15 protein-coding genes are annotated in these 16,237 nt (G+C 67.8%); 6 read left to right on the forward strand and 9 right to left on the reverse strand.

The features are described from left to right. Positions 1–100: 100 nt before the first annotated feature. From RTW82_RS20370 to RTW82_RS20380, 3 genes are read right to left on the reverse strand one after another with little or no spacing between them, the layout of a single operon-like run. Positions 101–904, reverse strand: a complete 804-nt coding sequence (locus tag RTW82_RS20370; RefSeq protein WP_316926257.1) for a transglutaminase family protein — start codon at positions 902–904, stop codon at positions 101–103. After that, on the reverse strand, positions 901–1,851 hold the full coding sequence (locus RTW82_RS20375) for an alpha-E domain-containing protein (protein WP_021222640.1): 951 nt from the start codon (positions 1,849–1,851) through the stop codon (positions 901–903). The genes RTW82_RS20370 and RTW82_RS20375 overlap by 4 nt, the downstream gene beginning before the upstream one ends. A 3-nt stretch (positions 1,852–1,854) precedes the next feature. After that, on the reverse strand, positions 1,855–3,264 hold the full coding sequence (locus RTW82_RS20380) for a circularly permuted type 2 ATP-grasp protein (RefSeq protein ID WP_021222641.1): 1,410 nt from the start codon (positions 3,262–3,264) through the stop codon (positions 1,855–1,857). A gap of 395 nt (positions 3,265–3,659) precedes the next feature. Between RTW82_RS20380 and ydcS the strand changes: the two genes are divergently transcribed. Continuing rightward, complete coding sequence (gene ydcS, locus RTW82_RS20385; RefSeq protein WP_316926258.1) at positions 3,660–4,817, forward strand: putative ABC transporter substrate-binding protein YdcS; 1,158 nt, start codon at positions 3,660–3,662, stop codon at positions 4,815–4,817. 338 nt (positions 4,818–5,155) lie between these two features. Here the strand turns inward: ydcS and RTW82_RS20390 are convergent, their stop codons facing one another. The 6 genes from RTW82_RS20390 to RTW82_RS20415 form a co-directional block, all read right to left on the reverse strand. After that, positions 5,156–5,899 (reverse strand): type 1 glutamine amidotransferase, encoded by a 744-nt coding sequence (locus RTW82_RS20390; protein ID WP_021222643.1) that lies wholly within the window; start codon positions 5,897–5,899, stop codon positions 5,156–5,158. A gap of 133 nt (positions 5,900–6,032) precedes the next feature. Beyond that, positions 6,033–6,374: a ribonuclease E inhibitor RraB gene (locus tag RTW82_RS20395; protein ID WP_021222644.1), complete on the reverse strand. Its 342-nt coding sequence runs from the start codon at positions 6,372–6,374 to the stop codon at positions 6,033–6,035. 261 nt (positions 6,375–6,635) lie between these two features. Further along, a complete protein-coding gene (locus RTW82_RS20400) occupies positions 6,636–7,535 on the reverse strand; it encodes a DMT family transporter (RefSeq protein ID WP_316926259.1) in 900 nt (299 codons plus the stop codon). Positions 7,536–7,644: 109 nt separating this feature from the next. Beyond that, positions 7,645–8,406: an SDR family oxidoreductase gene (locus RTW82_RS20405; protein ID WP_316926260.1), complete on the reverse strand. Its 762-nt coding sequence runs from the start codon at positions 8,404–8,406 to the stop codon at positions 7,645–7,647. Between the two features lies 1 nt (position 8,407). Continuing rightward, positions 8,408–9,346, reverse strand: coding sequence for an alpha/beta hydrolase (locus RTW82_RS20410; RefSeq protein WP_316926261.1), 939 nt, complete (start codon positions 9,344–9,346; stop codon positions 8,408–8,410). Then, positions 9,330–10,805: an NAD(P)/FAD-dependent oxidoreductase gene (locus tag RTW82_RS20415; protein WP_316926262.1), complete on the reverse strand. Its 1,476-nt coding sequence runs from the start codon at positions 10,803–10,805 to the stop codon at positions 9,330–9,332. The genes RTW82_RS20410 and RTW82_RS20415 overlap by 17 nt, the downstream gene beginning before the upstream one ends. Positions 10,806–10,969: 164 nt before the next feature. Between RTW82_RS20415 and RTW82_RS20420 the strand changes: the two genes are divergently transcribed. The 5 genes from RTW82_RS20420 (at position 10,970) to RTW82_RS20440 (ending at position 16,231) form a co-directional block, all read left to right on the forward strand. After that, positions 10,970–12,010, forward strand: coding sequence for an AraC family transcriptional regulator (locus RTW82_RS20420; RefSeq protein WP_316926263.1), 1,041 nt, complete (start codon positions 10,970–10,972; stop codon positions 12,008–12,010). Then, positions 12,007–12,351, forward strand: coding sequence for a hypothetical protein (locus RTW82_RS20425; protein WP_316926264.1), 345 nt, complete (start codon positions 12,007–12,009; stop codon positions 12,349–12,351). Before RTW82_RS20420 ends, RTW82_RS20425 begins: the two co-directional genes overlap by 4 nt. Next, entirely contained in the window at positions 12,351–12,890 is a 540-nt protein-coding gene (locus tag RTW82_RS20430) for a GNAT family N-acetyltransferase (RefSeq protein WP_316926265.1), read from the forward strand. The genes RTW82_RS20425 and RTW82_RS20430 overlap by 1 nt, the downstream gene beginning before the upstream one ends. 297 nt (positions 12,891–13,187) lie before the next feature. Next, positions 13,188–14,504: an MFS family transporter gene (locus RTW82_RS20435; protein WP_316926266.1), complete on the forward strand. Its 1,317-nt coding sequence runs from the start codon at positions 13,188–13,190 to the stop codon at positions 14,502–14,504. An 818-nt stretch (positions 14,505–15,322) separates the two neighbouring features. Beyond that, positions 15,323–16,231, forward strand: coding sequence for a helix-turn-helix transcriptional regulator (locus tag RTW82_RS20440; protein ID WP_316926267.1), 909 nt, complete (start codon positions 15,323–15,325; stop codon positions 16,229–16,231). The last annotated feature ends 6 nt before the right edge of the window (positions 16,232–16,237 follow it).

The raw sequence follows: 16,237 nt of genomic DNA on the forward strand, positions 1-16,237 counted from the left end.
CCCCGCGCCTTGCGCTTCGGCATCACCGGCCCGTGCCTGCCGGGATGGCAGGCGGGCAGTCGAATGACCGGTGATGCGGCGAGAAGTCCTGTGACGCGTGTTACTGCTGTTCCTGGACCATCAGCAACGGCGGTACGGCGACGTCCGCACGTGCGTGCATCTGCTCGCCGCCGCCACGGCGCATGCCGCGCACCGGGCAGGCGTCCAGATAGTCCAGGCCGACGGCGAGCTTGAGGTGGCGCTCCGGGCGGGACAGACGGTTGGTGACGTCGAAGCTGTACCAGGCATCGCCCAGCCAGGCTTCCGCCCAGGCGTGGCTGACCAGGTGGGCGTTGTTCTCCTTGTACAAGTAGCCGGAGACGAAGCGCGCCGGCACGCCGAGGGTGCGGGCGCAGGCGAGGAAGGCGTGGGTATGGTCCTGGCAAACCCCCGCGCGACCGGCGAAGGCCTCGGCGGCGGTGCTGTCCACGGCGGTGACGCCGGTCTGGTAGTCGATGTGCTCGTGCAGCGCGTCCATCAGGGTGATCAGGCCGCTGCGCTCTGGCCGCAGCTGGCAGTGGGTGTGGGCGAAGGCACGCAATGCCTCGTCCGCCGCAGTCAGGCGGGTGGAGCGCAGGAAGGGCAGCGCCGAGAGCTTGTCGTGCTCGGCCTCGCTGTGCTCGTCGATCTCCACCTGGCCACGGGCGCCGATGACGATGGCCTCGTGGGGTTCATCCAGGGTCAGCACGTGGAGGATGTTGCCGTAGGGGTCGATCTGCGCGCGCACCGGGCGTGGCAGGTCGAGCTGCCAGCTGAGGATGTGCTGGCGCTCGCTGTCGTGGGGCGTCAGGCGCAGGTACTGGATGCTCGCGCGAACCTGGTCGTCGTAGCGATAGGTGGTTTCGTGGCGGATGGACAGTTTCATACGGCCTCCAGATAAGAGCTGTGGATCGCTCTGGCCAATTGGCGAACCAGCAGAATGAAGTCGGTGAGCCAGCCGTGCAGGCCCTCACCGAGGATCTCGTCGATGCTCGTGTAGCGCAGGCGTGCATCCAGCTCGGCGGCCAGGCGCTGGGCCGGCCGGCCGTTCTCGCCGGGCAGGCTGGAGAGGATCAGGTTGAGCTCCTCCATGCAGGCCCGCAGGGAGCGCGGCACATCGGGGCGCAGCAACAGCAGCTCGGACACCTGGCGCGCACCGGGCGAGCCACGGAAGACTTCCGTGTACGCCTCGAAGGACGACAGCGCGCGGAGCAAGGCGCTCCACTGGTAGTAGCCACGTGCGGACGTATCGCTGACCTCCTCCGCCTCCTCGCCGAGCATCTCGTAGCGTGCATCGAGCAGGCGCAGCGTATTGTCCGCACGTTCTATGAAGGTTCCGAGACGGATGAAGCGGTAGGGGTCGTGGCGCATGATGGTGCCGAAGGTGGCGCCGCGGAACAGGTGCGAACGCTCCTTGACCCACTCGCAGAAGCGCTTGATGCCATAGCGCCCCAGGCCCTCGCCGGCGATGCCGCGCATCTCCAGCCAGGTGGCGTTGATGTTCTCCCACATGTCGGCGGTGATGCGGCCGCGCACGGCATGGGCGTTGGTACGGGCGGCCCCCAGGCAGCTGTAGATGCTCGCCGGGTTCTCCGCATCGAGGGCAAAGAAGTGCAGCATGCGCTCGGCGTGGAGCTGGCCGTGGCGGGTCAGGTAGGCGTCCAGGGTGCCGGTGATCAGCAGCGGCATGGCCAGCTCTTCCAGGCCATCGCCACGGCCGTCCTGGGGCATCAGCGACAGCGAGTAACTCACATCGAGCATGCGCGCGAGGTTCTCGGCGCGTTCCAGGTAGCGCGACATCCAGTACAGATCGGAGGCAGTACGGCTCAGCACGGGTCAGTCCTCCACGATCCAGGTGTCTTTGGTACCGCCGCCCTGCGACGAGTTGACCACCAGCGAGCCTTCGCGCAGCGCGACGCGCGTCAAGCCGCCCGGCACCAGGCGCGTTTCGCGGCCGGAGAGGACGAACGGGCGCAGGTCGATATGCCGCGGGGCGATGCCCTTCTCGACGAAGGTCGGGCAGGTGGAGAGGCTCAGCGTGGGCTGGGCGATGTAGGCCTCCGGGCGCGCCTTGAGGCGTTCGCGGAAGGCTTCGATCTCGGCCTTGGTGGCGGCCGGGCCGACCAGCATGCCGTAGCCGCCGGAGCCCTGGGTTTCCTTCACCACCAGTTCCGGCAGGTTGGCCAGCACGTGGGACAGCTCCTCGGGCTTGCGACACTGCCAGGTGGGCACGTTGGCGAGGATGGGCTCCTCGTCGAGGTAGAAGCGGATCATGTCGCCGACATAGGGGTAGACCGACTTGTCGTCCGCCACCCCGGTGCCGATGGCGTTGGCCAGCACCACGTTGCCGGAGCGGTACGCCGCCAGCAGGCCGGGCACGCCGAGCATGGAATCCGGGTTGAAGGCCAGCGGGTCGAGGAAGGCATCGTCGAGGCGACGGTAGATCACGTCCACCGGCTGCGGGCCGGAGGTGGTACGCATGTAGACGCGGTCGTCGCGGACGAACAGGTCGGCGCCCTCCACCAGTTCCACGCCCATCTCGCGGGCAAGGAAGGCGTGCTCGAAATAGGCGCTGTTGAAACGCCCCGGGGTGAGCACCACGACGCTGGGGTTATCCAGCGGGCTGGAGCTCTTGAGGGTCTCCAGCAGCAGGTTCGGGTAGTGGTCGATGGGGGCTACGCGCTGGGCCGAGAACAGCTCGGGGAACAGGCGCATCATCATCTTGCGGTCTTCCAGCATGTAGCTGACGCCGCTGGGAGTGCGCAGGTTGTCTTCGAGCACGTAGTAGGTGCCATCGCCGTCGCGCACCAGGTCCACGCCGGCGATATGGGCGTAGATGTCGCGGTGCAGGTCCAGGCCCTGCATGGCGATCTGGTAGCCCTCGTTGGCCAGCACCTGCTCGGCCGGGACGATGCCCGCCTTGATGATGCGCTGGCCGTGGTAGAGGTCGGCGAGGAACATGTTCAGCGCCTTGACGCGCTGGATGCAGCCGCGTTCGACGACGCGCCACTCGCTCATGGGGATGGAACGGGGAATGGTGTCGAAGGGGATCAGGCGCTCGGTGCCCTGCTCGTCCCCGTAGAGGGTGAAGGTGATGCCTGCCCGGTGGAACAGCAGGTCGGCTTCGCGCCGCCTCTGGGCAAGCAGTTCCTCGGGGGTATCGGCCAACCAGCGGGCGAATTCCCGATAATGCGGACGACAGTCGCCGTTCGCGTCATACATTTCGTCAAAAAAGGTGCGGGCCATGCCGGACTCCTTGTCACCACCGACCATCTTGCAGTCGCAAGCCTCGTGCCAGCGACTCAACCCTATACGTATCAATGACTTGCAATCAGCCACTCGCCACCGCGCACTGCCTTGGTGCAGGCGGTAGAGCGGAACGGTGACTACCGCCCCGTTTGGCGGCGATACGAATTAGGACGGGGGCCTGCGCGTACTTGTTCCCTATTTCTTCGCTTATCGCGAATGCGCCCACGCAAGCAGTCTAGGACACGCCCGCGCGCCTGCCCGGCGCCATCGGTAACCGCGCTTGTCAGGCCACAGGCCCCGAACTACGCTGGCTTGAGCACCTCCCGCCTCAAGGCCCGCCGCTCCGGCGTCCGCCGCCCAGGCTCCGCCCGCAGCCGCAACAGGAGTCGACCATGCCTTTCATCCGGACCACCCTCCCGGCCTTCGCCTGCGCCAGCCTGTTGCTCAGCGGCGCGCTGCAGGCCGCCGAACCCCTCAAGCAGCTCGGCGAGGGCGAAGGGGCGCTCGACATCATTGCCTGGCCCGGCTACATCGAGCGCGGCGAAACCGACAAGGCCTACGACTGGGTCACCGCCTTCGAGAAGGACAGCGGCTGCAAGGTCAACGTGAAGACCGCCGCCACCTCCGACGAGATGGTCAGCCTGATGGCCAAGGGCGGCTACGACCTGGTCACCGCCTCGGGCGATGCCTCCCTGCGCCTGGTGGCGGGCAAGCGCGTGCAGCCGATCAACGTCGCGCTGATCCCCAACTGGAAGAACCTCGACGACCGGCTCAAGGACGCCCCCTGGCACAGCGTGGCCGGGCAGCACTTCGGCACGCCCTACCAGTGGGGGCCGAACGTGCTGATGTACAACACCCAGGTGTTCCCCAAGGCGCCGACCAGCTGGAAGGTGGTGTTCGAGGAAACCACCCTGCCCGACGGCAAGAGCAACAAGGGCCGCGTGCAGGCCTATGACGGCCCCATCTACATCGCCGACGCCGCCCTTTACCTGCGCACCACCCGGCCCGAACTGGGCATCGGCGACCCCTATGCGCTGAACGAAGAGCAGTACGCCGCCGTGATCGCCCTGCTGCGCGGCCAGCAGCCGCTGATCCACCGCTACTGGCACGACGCGACGGTGCAGATGAGCGACTTCAAGAACGAAGGCGTGGTCGCCTCGGGCTCCTGGCCCTACCAGGTCAACGCCCTGCGCGGCGACAAGCAACCCATCGCCTCCACCATTCCCGTGGAGGGCTCCACCGGCTGGGCCGACACCACCATGCTGCACGCCGAGGCCAAGCACCCGACCTGCGCCTACAAATGGATGAACTGGTCCCTGGAGCCCAAGGTGCAGGGCGATGTGGCCGCCTGGTTCGGCTCGGTGCCGGCGGTGCCCAAGGGCTGCAGCGGCAGCGAACTGCTCGGCGCCGGCGGCTGCGCCACCAACGGCTACGACCAGTTCGACAAGATCGCCTTCTGGAAGACACCCCAGGCCAAGTGCGGCGACGGGCAGTGTGTGCCCTACAGCCGCTGGACCCAGGACTACATCGCGATCATGGGTGGGCGTTAGCGGGCCTTCCCGGGGCGCCGCGCGACCCTCTTCGCGAATGAATTGGCTCCCACCCCGGGCCTGACCGCTGCGTAGGGTGGAGGTCGCTTTTTACCTCCACCAGGCGGGGTCGATTACGGCATGGCGTCGGGCCGGCAAGAGAGCGGCGGCGCTGCGCACCGCTTGGCGAATGAATTCGCCCCTACAGGGTCTGCGCCTGATGTAGGTCGGGTGCAACCCGACAATGGTGCGTAACGCCGCGGGTTTCACCCGCCCTACGAACTGTTGCGCGAAGCACTCGACGCCCTGCCGTAGGGTGGGCCGGGCGGCGCTCCGCTTCAGCCCACCGGAACCCAACGCTAGGCGCTCAAGGCGGGGGCCATGCGCAGGGGCTGATCCTGGAAGGCCAGGTCCAGCCAGCGGCGGTAGAACCCCTCCGCCACCCCGTGCAGCGCCTCCACCTTGGCCGGCAGGTCGGTGAGCATGCGGCCCTTGGCCTGCTGGCTGGGCTGGGTCTCGTCGAGCAGGTGGGCCCAGTCGGTCAGCCACAGCTGCACCAGTTCCTCGGTCATTTCCGGGTGGCCTTGCAGGGCCAGCACCTTGTCGCCCCAGGCGAAGCCCTGATTCGGGCACCAGGGGCTGTCGAACAGCCATTGGGCGCCGCTGGGCAGGTCGAAGGTGTCGCTGTGCCACTGGTAGACCGGGAACTGCATGGGCAGGTGCGCCACCCAGGGGTTGCCCACCGCCAGTGCGCGTTTCTCCAGGGGCTGCCAGCCGATCTCGGTGTAGGGCATGCGGTGCACCGCGGCACCCAGCGCCCGCGCCAGCAACTGGCCACCGAGGCAGTGGCCGATGATGGGGATGTCCCGCGCGATGAAATGCCGCAGCGCTTCGATTTCTGCCTCGATCCAGGGCAGTGGGTCGTTCACGCTCATCGGCCCGCCCATCACGGCTACCGCTTTCGGGCGGTCGAGGTCATAGCCCTGCAACTCGCCCTGGTCCACGCGCAGCACCGTGAAGGCCCGCTGCTCCGCGTCCAGCAGGCTCGCGAGGTGGCCGGGCGGGCAGAAATCCGCGTGGGTAAGAATCAGGATATCGGTCATGTGAACCCTCCGTTTCCGCAGTCTGAGGCAAAGCCCGTGCCGAGGTCGAGTCAGGAAAATGTAAGTTTTCCGACTGCGGAAACGGCACCGGCCAGCACGAGGCTGGCCGGTGATTGCACAAGGGAACGGGAATTCAGCGCGCGGGCGCCGCCAATTCCTGGGTCACGCCCCATCCATCCAGGGTTCCGCCCAGTGGTACGACCAGCTCCTCCAGGTCGTGCTCGAAATCACCGATACCGGAATGGGTGGCATACATGACCTTGCTCACCTGCAGGTGCCAGGCCCCGTCGTCACGGGGGGAAACCTGGGCATTCAACCACTCGCCACTGAATTTTCGCGCCGCCATCCGGGCCCGGTCCTCGTCGGGGAAGATGGCGTAGAACTCGATGGGGTGCACACGGGCGAAATCGAAACCGCCCTCTTTCATGCGGCGCAGAACATTGCTGCTGACGTCATCGTGGAAGGTTGTGCTCATGGTTACGACCTCCTCTCTGGCGATTGATGAGTTTCGCTTGTAGACGGCCGAAGGATTCGGCCTCGCGACGCCCGGCGGCGCCGCCACGGGGCTGCCCCACGGACGCGGGACACGGCCCTGGCCAGGCCCGCGAAAGCGGAACCGGCCGCTGCTTCAGCTCACGCACAACGATCTACTGCATCAGCATGCAGGGTAGCGTCAGCTCGGCCGGTCTGCCCGCCGGAGGGCGAATTTTCCCGCCCCCGGCACGACGGGCGGCATTCAGGCGTCGCCGGACGAAACCGCCCGTCGCTCCGCCAGCCCGCCAAGGCCGATGGCCCCCAGCACCAGTGCCATGCCCAGCGCCTGACCGGCATCCAGCCCCTCGCCCAGCAGCAAGCCGCCCACCAGCACCGCGCCCACCGGCATCAACCCGGTGAACAGCCCGGCCACGCTGGCCTGTACCTGGCTGATGCCGCGGTACCAGAGGAGGAAGGACAGCACGCTGGCGCTCAGCGCATAGAACAGCACCCAGCCCCAGGTCGCCGGACTTATCGCCAACCCGTCCAGCGCGCGCCCCTGATACAGCGCCAGTGGCAGGAGCAGCAGCAAACCGGCGAGGTTCACGCCGAAGGCCATGGCCCAGGGATGCAACGCCAGGGACAGGCGCCGCGAGTAGATGGCGAAGATCGCCTCCGCCAGCACCGCGCCCAGCACCAGGGTATTACCCAGCACGCTACCGATGCCGCCCTCACCTGCGCCCAGCAGATTGAGCAACGCGATACCGGAGACCGCGAGAAGGATCGCCAGCACACTCTGGGCGCCGATCTGCTCACGCAGCCAGAACCAGGCCAGCAGCGCCACCACGCTCGGCGTCGCGCTGGTGATGATGCCCGCACTGGTGGCACTGGTGTGCTGCACGCCGTAGAGCATGAACAAGCTGAACAGGAAGCAGCCGAAGAACGCTTGCAGAAACAGCCCCTTGCCGGCCGTGGCATCCAGACCCCGGCGCACCCTGGACGACAGCATGCCCGGCGCCAGTACCAGGGTGGCGATGAGAAAGCGCAGGCAGGCGAAAACGAACAGCGGCACCTCGGCCAGCACCAGCTTGCCGATGGCGATATTGCCGCCGACCAGCAGCATGGACAGGGCGAGACAAACGTAAGCAAACCAGGGGGTCATGGAAAGCCTCCTTGCGGGGCGCACCAGGGAGGTGCGGCCGGCCAGACTATCCGGTGCCGGCCCGCAAAACCATCCGAGCTCAACCCGGCGTGCAGGGTCTCAGCGCGCCCTATTCCCGGCTCAACCAACCCATGATCAGCCGGCTGATCCAGGGCGGCGACACCTGCCCGGACCAGTACATCAGCTTGAACAGCGCGCTGATGGGCCGGTGCACGGCGGCGCCATGGGCCTGCTGCCAGGCCGCTTCGGCGACGTCCTCGGCCTTGAGGTTGACCCCCAGGCGGCGCAGGGTCGGCGGCTCGAAGCGCTGGCTCTCGACCATGGGCGTGCGCACGAAGGGCGGCATCAGGTCGCCGACACGGATGCCATGGCGGCGCCACTCCAGCTCCAGGCCCTCGGTGAAACCGCGCACGGCGAACTTGGAGGCGGAGTAGCTGGCCATGTGCGGCGTGCCGTAGAGCCCCGATGCCGAGCCCATGTTGATGACCTGGGCGTCGGCGGTGGCCTTGAGGTAGGGAAAGGCCGCGTGGGTCATCTGCACCAGGCCCAGCACGTTCACCGCGAGGATGCGCGCGTGCTCGGCCATGTCGATCGCCTCGAAGTGGCCGAAACGCAGCAACCCCGCGCAGTTGAACAGCAACCGCAGCTGGCCGTCGTGGCGCCCGCAGAAGTCCGCCAGGGCGCCTTCGACGGCGGCCAGGTCGGTGACGTCCAGGGCCTGGTACCAGAGCCCGCCCAGCTCGGCGGAGAGTTCCTCCAGGGGCTGCGGGGCGATGTCCAGCAGGCCCACCGTCCAGCCCTTCTCGTGGAACAGCCGCGCGGTGGCCCGGCCGATGCCGGAGGCGGCCCCGGTGATCAGGATGTTGTGCATTTCAGACCCCCTCGCCGCTGCGGGCACGGATGAAGGCGAGGATGCTGGCCAGCGCCTGGTCGGCGGCCCGCAGCATGCCGGCGTGGGCCTGGAACACGTGCCACAGGCCGGGGTAGCGCTCCAGGCGCACCGGCACCCCGGCGGCCCTCGCCGCCTCCGCCAGGCGCAGGCTGTCGTTGAGCAGCAATTCGTCCTCGCCCACCTGCACCAGGATCGGCGGCAGGCCGGCCAGGTCGGCGTAGATCGGCGACAGGCCGGGGTCGCGGCGGTCCAGCCCCGCCGGGGCGTAGAGGCTGATGGCCTGCTCCATCCACAGCGGGTTGAGCAGCGGATCGCCCGCCGGCGGCTGGTGCATCTGCTCGCCGCTGAAGTCGGTGACCGGCGACAACAGCACCAGCCCTGCCGGCTGTGGCAGCCCCTGGCGCGCCAGCTCCAGGGCGGTGATCAGGCTGAGGTTGCCACCGGCGGAGTCGCCGCCGATGAAGATGCGCTCGCTGGCGTAGCCCTGGGCCAACAAGGCACGGTAGGCGGCTACGGCATCCTGGCGGGCGGCCGGGAACGGGTGCTCGGGCGCCAGGCGGTAATCCAGCGCGCAGACGGCGAACCCGCCCCGCCGCGCCAGGGTGGCGGTGATGGCGCGGTGGGTGGAGGCGGCGCCGATCAGGAAGGCGCCGCCATGCAGGTAGAGCAGCACGCTGCCGTTGTCGCTTACCGGGCGGTGCCATTCGCAGGGCACGCCGCCGAGGCTGTCGCGGCTGCGGGTGACGCCGCGCATCGACACGGGCGTGGCCGTCAGCGCGCGGATCACCGCCCGCTGCCCGGCGATGGGCATCGGCGGGCGCACCAGGCCCCGGAACAGCACCCGCAAGCCCCCGCGCAACACCGCACGCAGCAGCGGCTGGCCGGCATCGGGGGCGATGAAATCAACGGACGCATTCATAGTGGTCGAGCTCCGGTTGGCGGGTCTGTTGGCGGTAGGTCAGGGTGAAGCCGGGCCAGTTGTTGGTGTTGCGGCCATCGGCGGTCTTGTACCAGCTGTTGCAACCGCGCTCCCACACGGTATGGCGCACGGCGTGCTGCAGCTTGTCGTTGAAGCGACGCTGCACCTCGGGCTTGAGGTCCATGTAGCGCAGGCCGTCGCACTTCAGCGCGTGCAGGCAGCCGAGCACGTAGGCGAACTGGCTTTCCAGCATGTAGAGGATGGAGTTGTGCCCCAGGTTGGTGTTCGGCCCGTAGAGGATGAACAGGTTGGGGAAGCCGCTGACGCTGATGCCCAGGTAGGCTTCGGCACCCTCGCGCCAGGCCTCGTTGAGGTCGCGCCCGCCACGCCCGCGAATGCTCATGGGGGCGAGGAAGTCGGTGGCGGCGAAACCGGTGCCGTAGATGATCGCGTCGACTTCGCGCTCGCGACCATCGGCGGTGAGCACACCGCGTTCACTGATGCTGGCGATGGCCTGGTCCACCAGCTCGACGTTGTCCTGGGCCAGGGCCGGGTAGAAATCGTTGGAGATGAGGATGCGCTTGCAGCCCAGTGGGTAGTCCGGCTGCAGGCGCCGGCGCAGCTCGGGGTCGCGGATGCCCCGCGCCAGGTGCAGGTGGAAGCTCAGGCGCATGGCCTTCATCAGCGGCGGGAACACGGTGAAGGCCAGGGCCCGCGCCTCGTGCTGGACGTACTTGAGCAGGCGGTCGACCTTCTGCAGCGCCGGCAGGCGCTTCATCAACGCCAGCTCCCAGGGGCGGTAGGCGCGGTCGGGCTTGGCGATCACGTAGGCGGCAGAGCGCTGGAACAGGTGCAGCTGCGCCACCTTGCGGGCGATCTGCGGCACGAACTGGATGGCGCTGGCACCGGTGCCGATCACCGCCACGCGCTTGCCGGCCAGGTCGTAGTCATGGTTCCAGCGCGCCGAATGGAACACCTCGCCGCTGAAGTTCTCGATGCCGGGCAGGCGCGGCACCGCCGGGCGGTTCAGCTGGCCGCAGGCACTGACCAGGGCCTGGGCGCTGAAGTGCTCGCCCGTCGTGGTCTCCACCCGCCACAGCGCCGCCGCCTCGTCGAAGCTGGCGGAGGCCACCTCGGTGGCGAAGCGGATGCGCCGGCGCAGGCCGTGGCGCTCGGCGCACTGCTGCTGGTAGGCGTGGATCTCCGCCTGGGGCGCGAACTTGCGCGACCAGTCGAGCTTGGGCTCGAAGGAGAAGGAGTAGAGGTGCGAAGGCACGTCGCAGGCGGCGCCGGGGTAGGTGTTGTCGCGCCAGGTACCGCCCAGGTCGTCGGCCTTTTCGAGGATGAGGAAATCCTCGATGCCGCATTGCTGCAGGCGGATGGCCAGGCCGAGGCCGCCGAAACCGGCCCCGATGATCAGCACGCGCAGAGGCGCCGGGTGCTGGGGATTGTTGTTCATTGTTATCTCCCATGTTCGCCGCAACCGCCGGGGACCAGGCCAGCCAGCGTGCGGATGAACGGATGCTAATGCGCGGCGGCGCACGCTGTTTATGGCATCATCGGACAGCGAATTGTGCTTTTCGGACAGAAGCCCCCGTTCAACCGCCCAGGACCGCGACCACCATGCACCACACCGCCCACTGGCCACCCCGCCGCAGCGCCATCAGCGTGCAGTTGCTCACCCAGTTCGGCCTCGACCACGGCCTGTCCGTGGAACGCTGCCTGGCCGGCACCGGCCTGGACTGGAACGCCCTCGCCGACCCCGGCGCCGAGGTCAACGCCGACCAGGAGCTGGCCCTGGTGCGCAACATCGTCCAGGCGCTGGGGCACATGCCCGGTATCGGCCTCAAGGCCGGCCGCCGCTACCACCTCAGCACCTATGGCATCTGGGGCTTCGCCCTGCTCAGCAGCCCCACCTACCGCAGTGCCGCCGAACTGGGCCTGCGCTACCTCGACCTGACCTATGCCTTTCACAGCATGCGCCTGGAAGAACACGGCGACGAAGCGCACCTGGTGCTCGAAGGGCGCGGCCTGCCCGAGGACCTGCGCGGCTTCCTGCTGGAGCGCGACATTTCCGGCGCCCTCAGCGTGCAGCGCGACCTGAACAACGCCGACCTGCCGCTGACCCGCGTCAGCCTGGCCCTGCCCGAGCCGGCCGACCCCACGCCCTACCGCGAGCTGCTGGGGGTGACGCCGAGCTTCGCCGCAGCGGAGAACCGCATGGTCTTCGCCCGCGCCCTGCTCGACCTGCCGCTGCCTGGCGCCAACCCCCAGGTGGCGCAGCAGTGCGAGGCCCAGTGCAAGGCACTGCTGGCCCGCCGCCGGGTGCGTGCCGGGCTCGCCGGGCGCATCCGCGATCGCCTGCTGTCGCAGCCCGGCCAGGTGCCGGACATGGAGCGCATCGCCACCGAACTGCACATGACCTCGCGCACCCTGCGCCGCCGCCTGGACGCCGAGGGCACCTCCTTCCGCCAGCTGCAGGAAGAGGTGCGCAATGCCCTGGCCGAGGAACTGCTGGCCGCCGATGGCATCCGACTGGAAGAGATCGCCGAACGCCTCGGCTATGGCGAGCTGTCCAACTTCATCCATGCTTTCAAGCGCTGGAAGGGCATCACGCCCGGCCAGTACCGCAGCCAACTCCAGCCCCGGAACGCTCTTTCATGAGATACGCCCTCGCCCTGCCCCTGCTGCTCGCCGCCGGCCCGCTGCTGGCCCAGACCCTGGAAACCCCCGGCTACCGCATCGAGATCATCGACCAGTGCGAGGAAGGCACGGTCGGCTGCGACAACATGCTCTATCGCGGCACCAGCAAGAAGAACGGCAACACCCTGGAGCTCAAGGGCCGCCAGTTGATGCGCCTGTGCGCCGACGGCGTCACCCCCTGCCACTCCCTGGGCTACGAGTTCAACAACGGCGATACCCGCTACTTCGTCGGCGAGGACGGCCACCTGAGCGTGACCCGGGGCGAGCGCACCCTGGTGGACCAGCAAGGGGAGTGGCGTTGATGGGCCAGGCCGACGACTACGCCGTGGTACCCGCCGAGCCGCGCCACCTGGCAGCCCTGGCCGAGATCGAACGCGCCGCCGCCAGCCTGTTCCCGGAGGGCGTCATTCCCGAGCTGCTGCGGGAGGCCACCGTGCCCCAGGCGCTGCTGGCCCAGGGGCAGGCCGAAGGCCGCCTGTGGGTGGCCCAGGACAGCGGCGGCATGGCCGTGGGCTTCGCCCTGGTGGAGGTGCTCGGCGGCATCGCGCTGCTGGCGGAACTGGACGTGCTGCCCGCCCTGGGCCGTCGCGGCATCGGCCGCCGCCTGATCGCCGCCGCCCGCGACTGGGCCGAGGCACGCGGCCACGAAGCGCTGTACCTGACCACCTTCGCCGACATCCCCTGGAACGCCCCCTACTACGCCCGGCTTGGCTTCCGCCCGCTGGAGGAAGCCGAGCTGCACGACGAGCTGATCCGCCGTCTCAGGGAGGAAGAAGCCTTCGGCCTCGCCAACCGCGTGGCCATGCAGCTGTGCCTCGGCCCGGTGATCCCCGCCCCGTAGGATGGTGTAGAGCGCAGCGAAACCCATCGGTCCCGAGCCCGAACCCACGCCAGCGCCACCGACCACCACAGCATGGGTTTCGCCAAGCTCTACCCATCCTACGCGCGCCCTATACGTCCCCTAACATCGCCCCGCGAGCCGCCCTGCGGTCGTTGCTTTTCCGACCGAGCGGGGCTTGGCTGATATCAGGACGCCGCAACATTTTGTGACATCGGCAGTCAATCCAATGGACAGGCCCGGCCCGCTTCCGCTCGAGGACGCGGGCCGGAACTCATTCCAGAACGAGTGCCACGCCCCATGAGCAGTACGACCGAACACCTCGAGAGCCCCCATCCGCACTACAGCTTCGAAGAACGCCGCAAACGCGTGTTCGCCATAGTCGGCGCCTCTTCCGGCAACCTGGTGGAATGGTTCGACTTCTACGTCTACGCCTTCTGCTCCATCTATTTCGCCCCGGCCTTCTTCCCCTCCGACGACCCGACCGTGCAGTTGCTGAACACCGCCGGCGTGTTCGCCGCCGGCTTCCTCATGCGCCCCATCGGCGGCTGGCTGTTCGGCCGCGTGGCCGACAAGTACGGGCGCAAGGTCTCGATGATGATCTCGGTGCTGATGATGTGCGCCGGCTCCCTGGCCATCGCCTTCATGCCCACCTACGCCAGCATCGGCGCCCTGGCCCCGGCGCTGCTGCTGGTGGCGCGCTTGTTCCAGGGGCTGTCGGTGGGTGGCGAGTACGGCACCACGGCCACCTACATGAGCGAGGTGGCGCTGAAGGGCCAGCGCGGCTTCTTCGCCTCCTTCCAGTACGTGACCCTGATCGGCGGCCAGCTGCTAGCGGTGCTGGTGGTGGTGATCCTGCAGCAGTTGCTGAGCGAGGACGAGCTGCGCGCCTGGGGCTGGCGCATTCCCTTCGTGATCGGCGCGGCGACGGCGGTGATCGCCTTCTACCTGCGTCGCTCGCTGAACGAAACCGCCCGCGAGGACCAGTTGCACAACGAGGAATCCGGCAGCCTGGGCCACCTGTTCCGCCACCACAAGCGCGCCTTCATTACCGTGCTCGGCTACACCGCCGGCGGCTCGCTGATCTTCTACACCTTCACCACCTACATGCAGAAATACCTGGTCAACAGCGCCGGCATGACCACCAAGACCGCCAGTGCGGTGATGACCTGCGCGCTGTTCGTCTACATGCTCATGCAACCGCTGTTCGGCGCTCTCTCCGACCGCATCGGCCGGCGCACCTCGATGCTCTGGTTCGGCGCCCTCGGTGCGCTGTGCACCTGGCCCATCCTCACCGCACTCAAGGGCGTGGAGAGCCCCTATATCGCCTTCGCGCTGATCATCCTCGCCCTGGCCATCGTCAGCCTCTACACCTCCATCAGCGGGCTGGTGAAGGCCGAGATGTTCCCCCCGGAAGTCCGCGCCCTGGGCGTGGGCCTGGCCTACGCGGTGGCCAACGCCATCTTCGGCGGCTCGGCGGAATACGCGGCCCTGGGACTGAAATCCATCGGCATGGAGGAGACCTTCTACTGGTACGTCTCGGCGATGATGGTGGTGGCCTTCCTCTTCAGCCTGCGGCTGCCGAAGCAGGCGAGCTACCTGCATCACGATCTGTAGGGGCCCCATCGTGGGAGCGAATTCATTCGCGAATGGGCACCCTGCCACGGCCTTCGCGGTTGAAACCGCCCCCACGGAAGAAGCCTCCAGCCCGTAGGTCGGGTGCAACCCGACATTGTCCGTGCACCTGGATCGCGGGTTTCACCCGCCCTACGACTGCCCACATCAGGGCAACGCCGTTGCTCGTGGGCGAATGAATTGGCTCTGTCGGCGTTAGCTGTTGTGGTTTTAATGCAAGCGCTCAAGCACGGCCCTTTCCGGGCGTCCAAGAGTTCGTACCACCTCCACCGCATGGGTTTCGCTTCGCTCTACACCATCCTACGAAAGCCTGTGCGCACCACGTGGTGATGCGCTGGACGAAAAAAGTTGGAGCAGCCGCCAACGCCCCTCCAGGAGGCCGAACGCAGTCGTTGCGCAGGGGGACGAGCGGCATGGATGCCGCGAGAGGCGCGCCAGGCCATGGATGGCCCATCGCGCCGGCCCCCAGAGCGACGATGGAGTGAGGGAACCCCGGCGAAGCCGGGGCCGGATGATGGGGCAAGTTTTTTGGTTCCTTTTCAACGATTGGAAAAGGGACTCGCCCGGGTGGGCGAAACCAGAAACATCACCAGAACTCGACAATCAGCTGAGCTCAAATCCTTTAGCAACACTTAACGCAGACATAGCCAATGAATTCGCCCCTACGGTCGCGCTGAAAAGCGCTGGCGCGGAGAGCGTTGTGGCAAGCAAAATGCTTTGTTGAAAACACCCCTGAAACGCGCGCTCCAAGGCCCATTTCTGCACCTGGGCGGGGCGGCCGGACAACAAGAAGGTGAAGCATGGCGCACGCAGCAGGACTCTCCCATTCCCAGGGCTGGCAGGTGCTGGAAGCCTGGCACGCACACAGCCCCGAGCTGATCGCCAGCGTGGAGACGGCGGCCTTCGCCGAGCGCCTGGACGAGGCGTTGCAGGCCCTGGCGCCCTTCGACCAGAGCTGCATCTTCGTCTACCCGGCCGGCGGCAGCCCCGCGCTGCTGCACGACAACCTGCACGGCATCCCCGAGCCCGGCGCGATGCAGCGCTACGTCAACGGCACCTACCTGCTGGACCCGGTCTACACCGCCTGCGCCCATGGTCGGCCCGCCGGCCTCTACCGCATGGCGGAGCTGGCGCCGGATGCCTTCTTCGAGGGCGAGTATTTCAATTCGCCGGACGTGCACCCGTGCATTTCCATGGCGTCGGGCAGTCTGGCGGAGGAGATCGTGTTTCTTTCGCCCTTGCCCGGCGGCACCTACGCGGCCTATTCGCTGATGCGCTGCAACGGCTCGCCGGTGTTCTCGGATCAGGACGTGGCCGCGCTGCGGCTCTGCCAGCCGGCGCTGGAGGCCTTTCTCCAGCGCCATTACGCCAAGGTCGCCGCCCAGCCGCTGGGGGCACGGCCCGAGCGCAGCATCGCCGAGCACCTGGCGGCGGCCTTCTCCGGCTTCGCCACCGACCGCCTGACCGCGCGTGAGCAGGCCATAGTCGGGCTGATCCTGCGGGGGCATTCCAGCCTGTCGATCTCCCTGCACCTGGAGATTGCCGAGGGCACGGTGAAGAACCACCGCAAGCACCTCTACAGCAAGCTGGGCATTTCCAGCCAGTCGGAGCTGTTCCACCTCTTCGTCAATCACCTGCTGGGCACCGAACTGGGTGAGCCCCCGGCGGGCGCCGTGCCCGCCACCCTGGTGCAGCAGTCGGGGCGCTGAGGGTCG

This window comes from Pseudomonas sp. zfem005 (assembly GCF_032621735.1).
Taxonomy (GTDB): domain Bacteria; phylum Pseudomonadota; class Gammaproteobacteria; order Pseudomonadales; family Pseudomonadaceae; genus Metapseudomonas; species Metapseudomonas solani.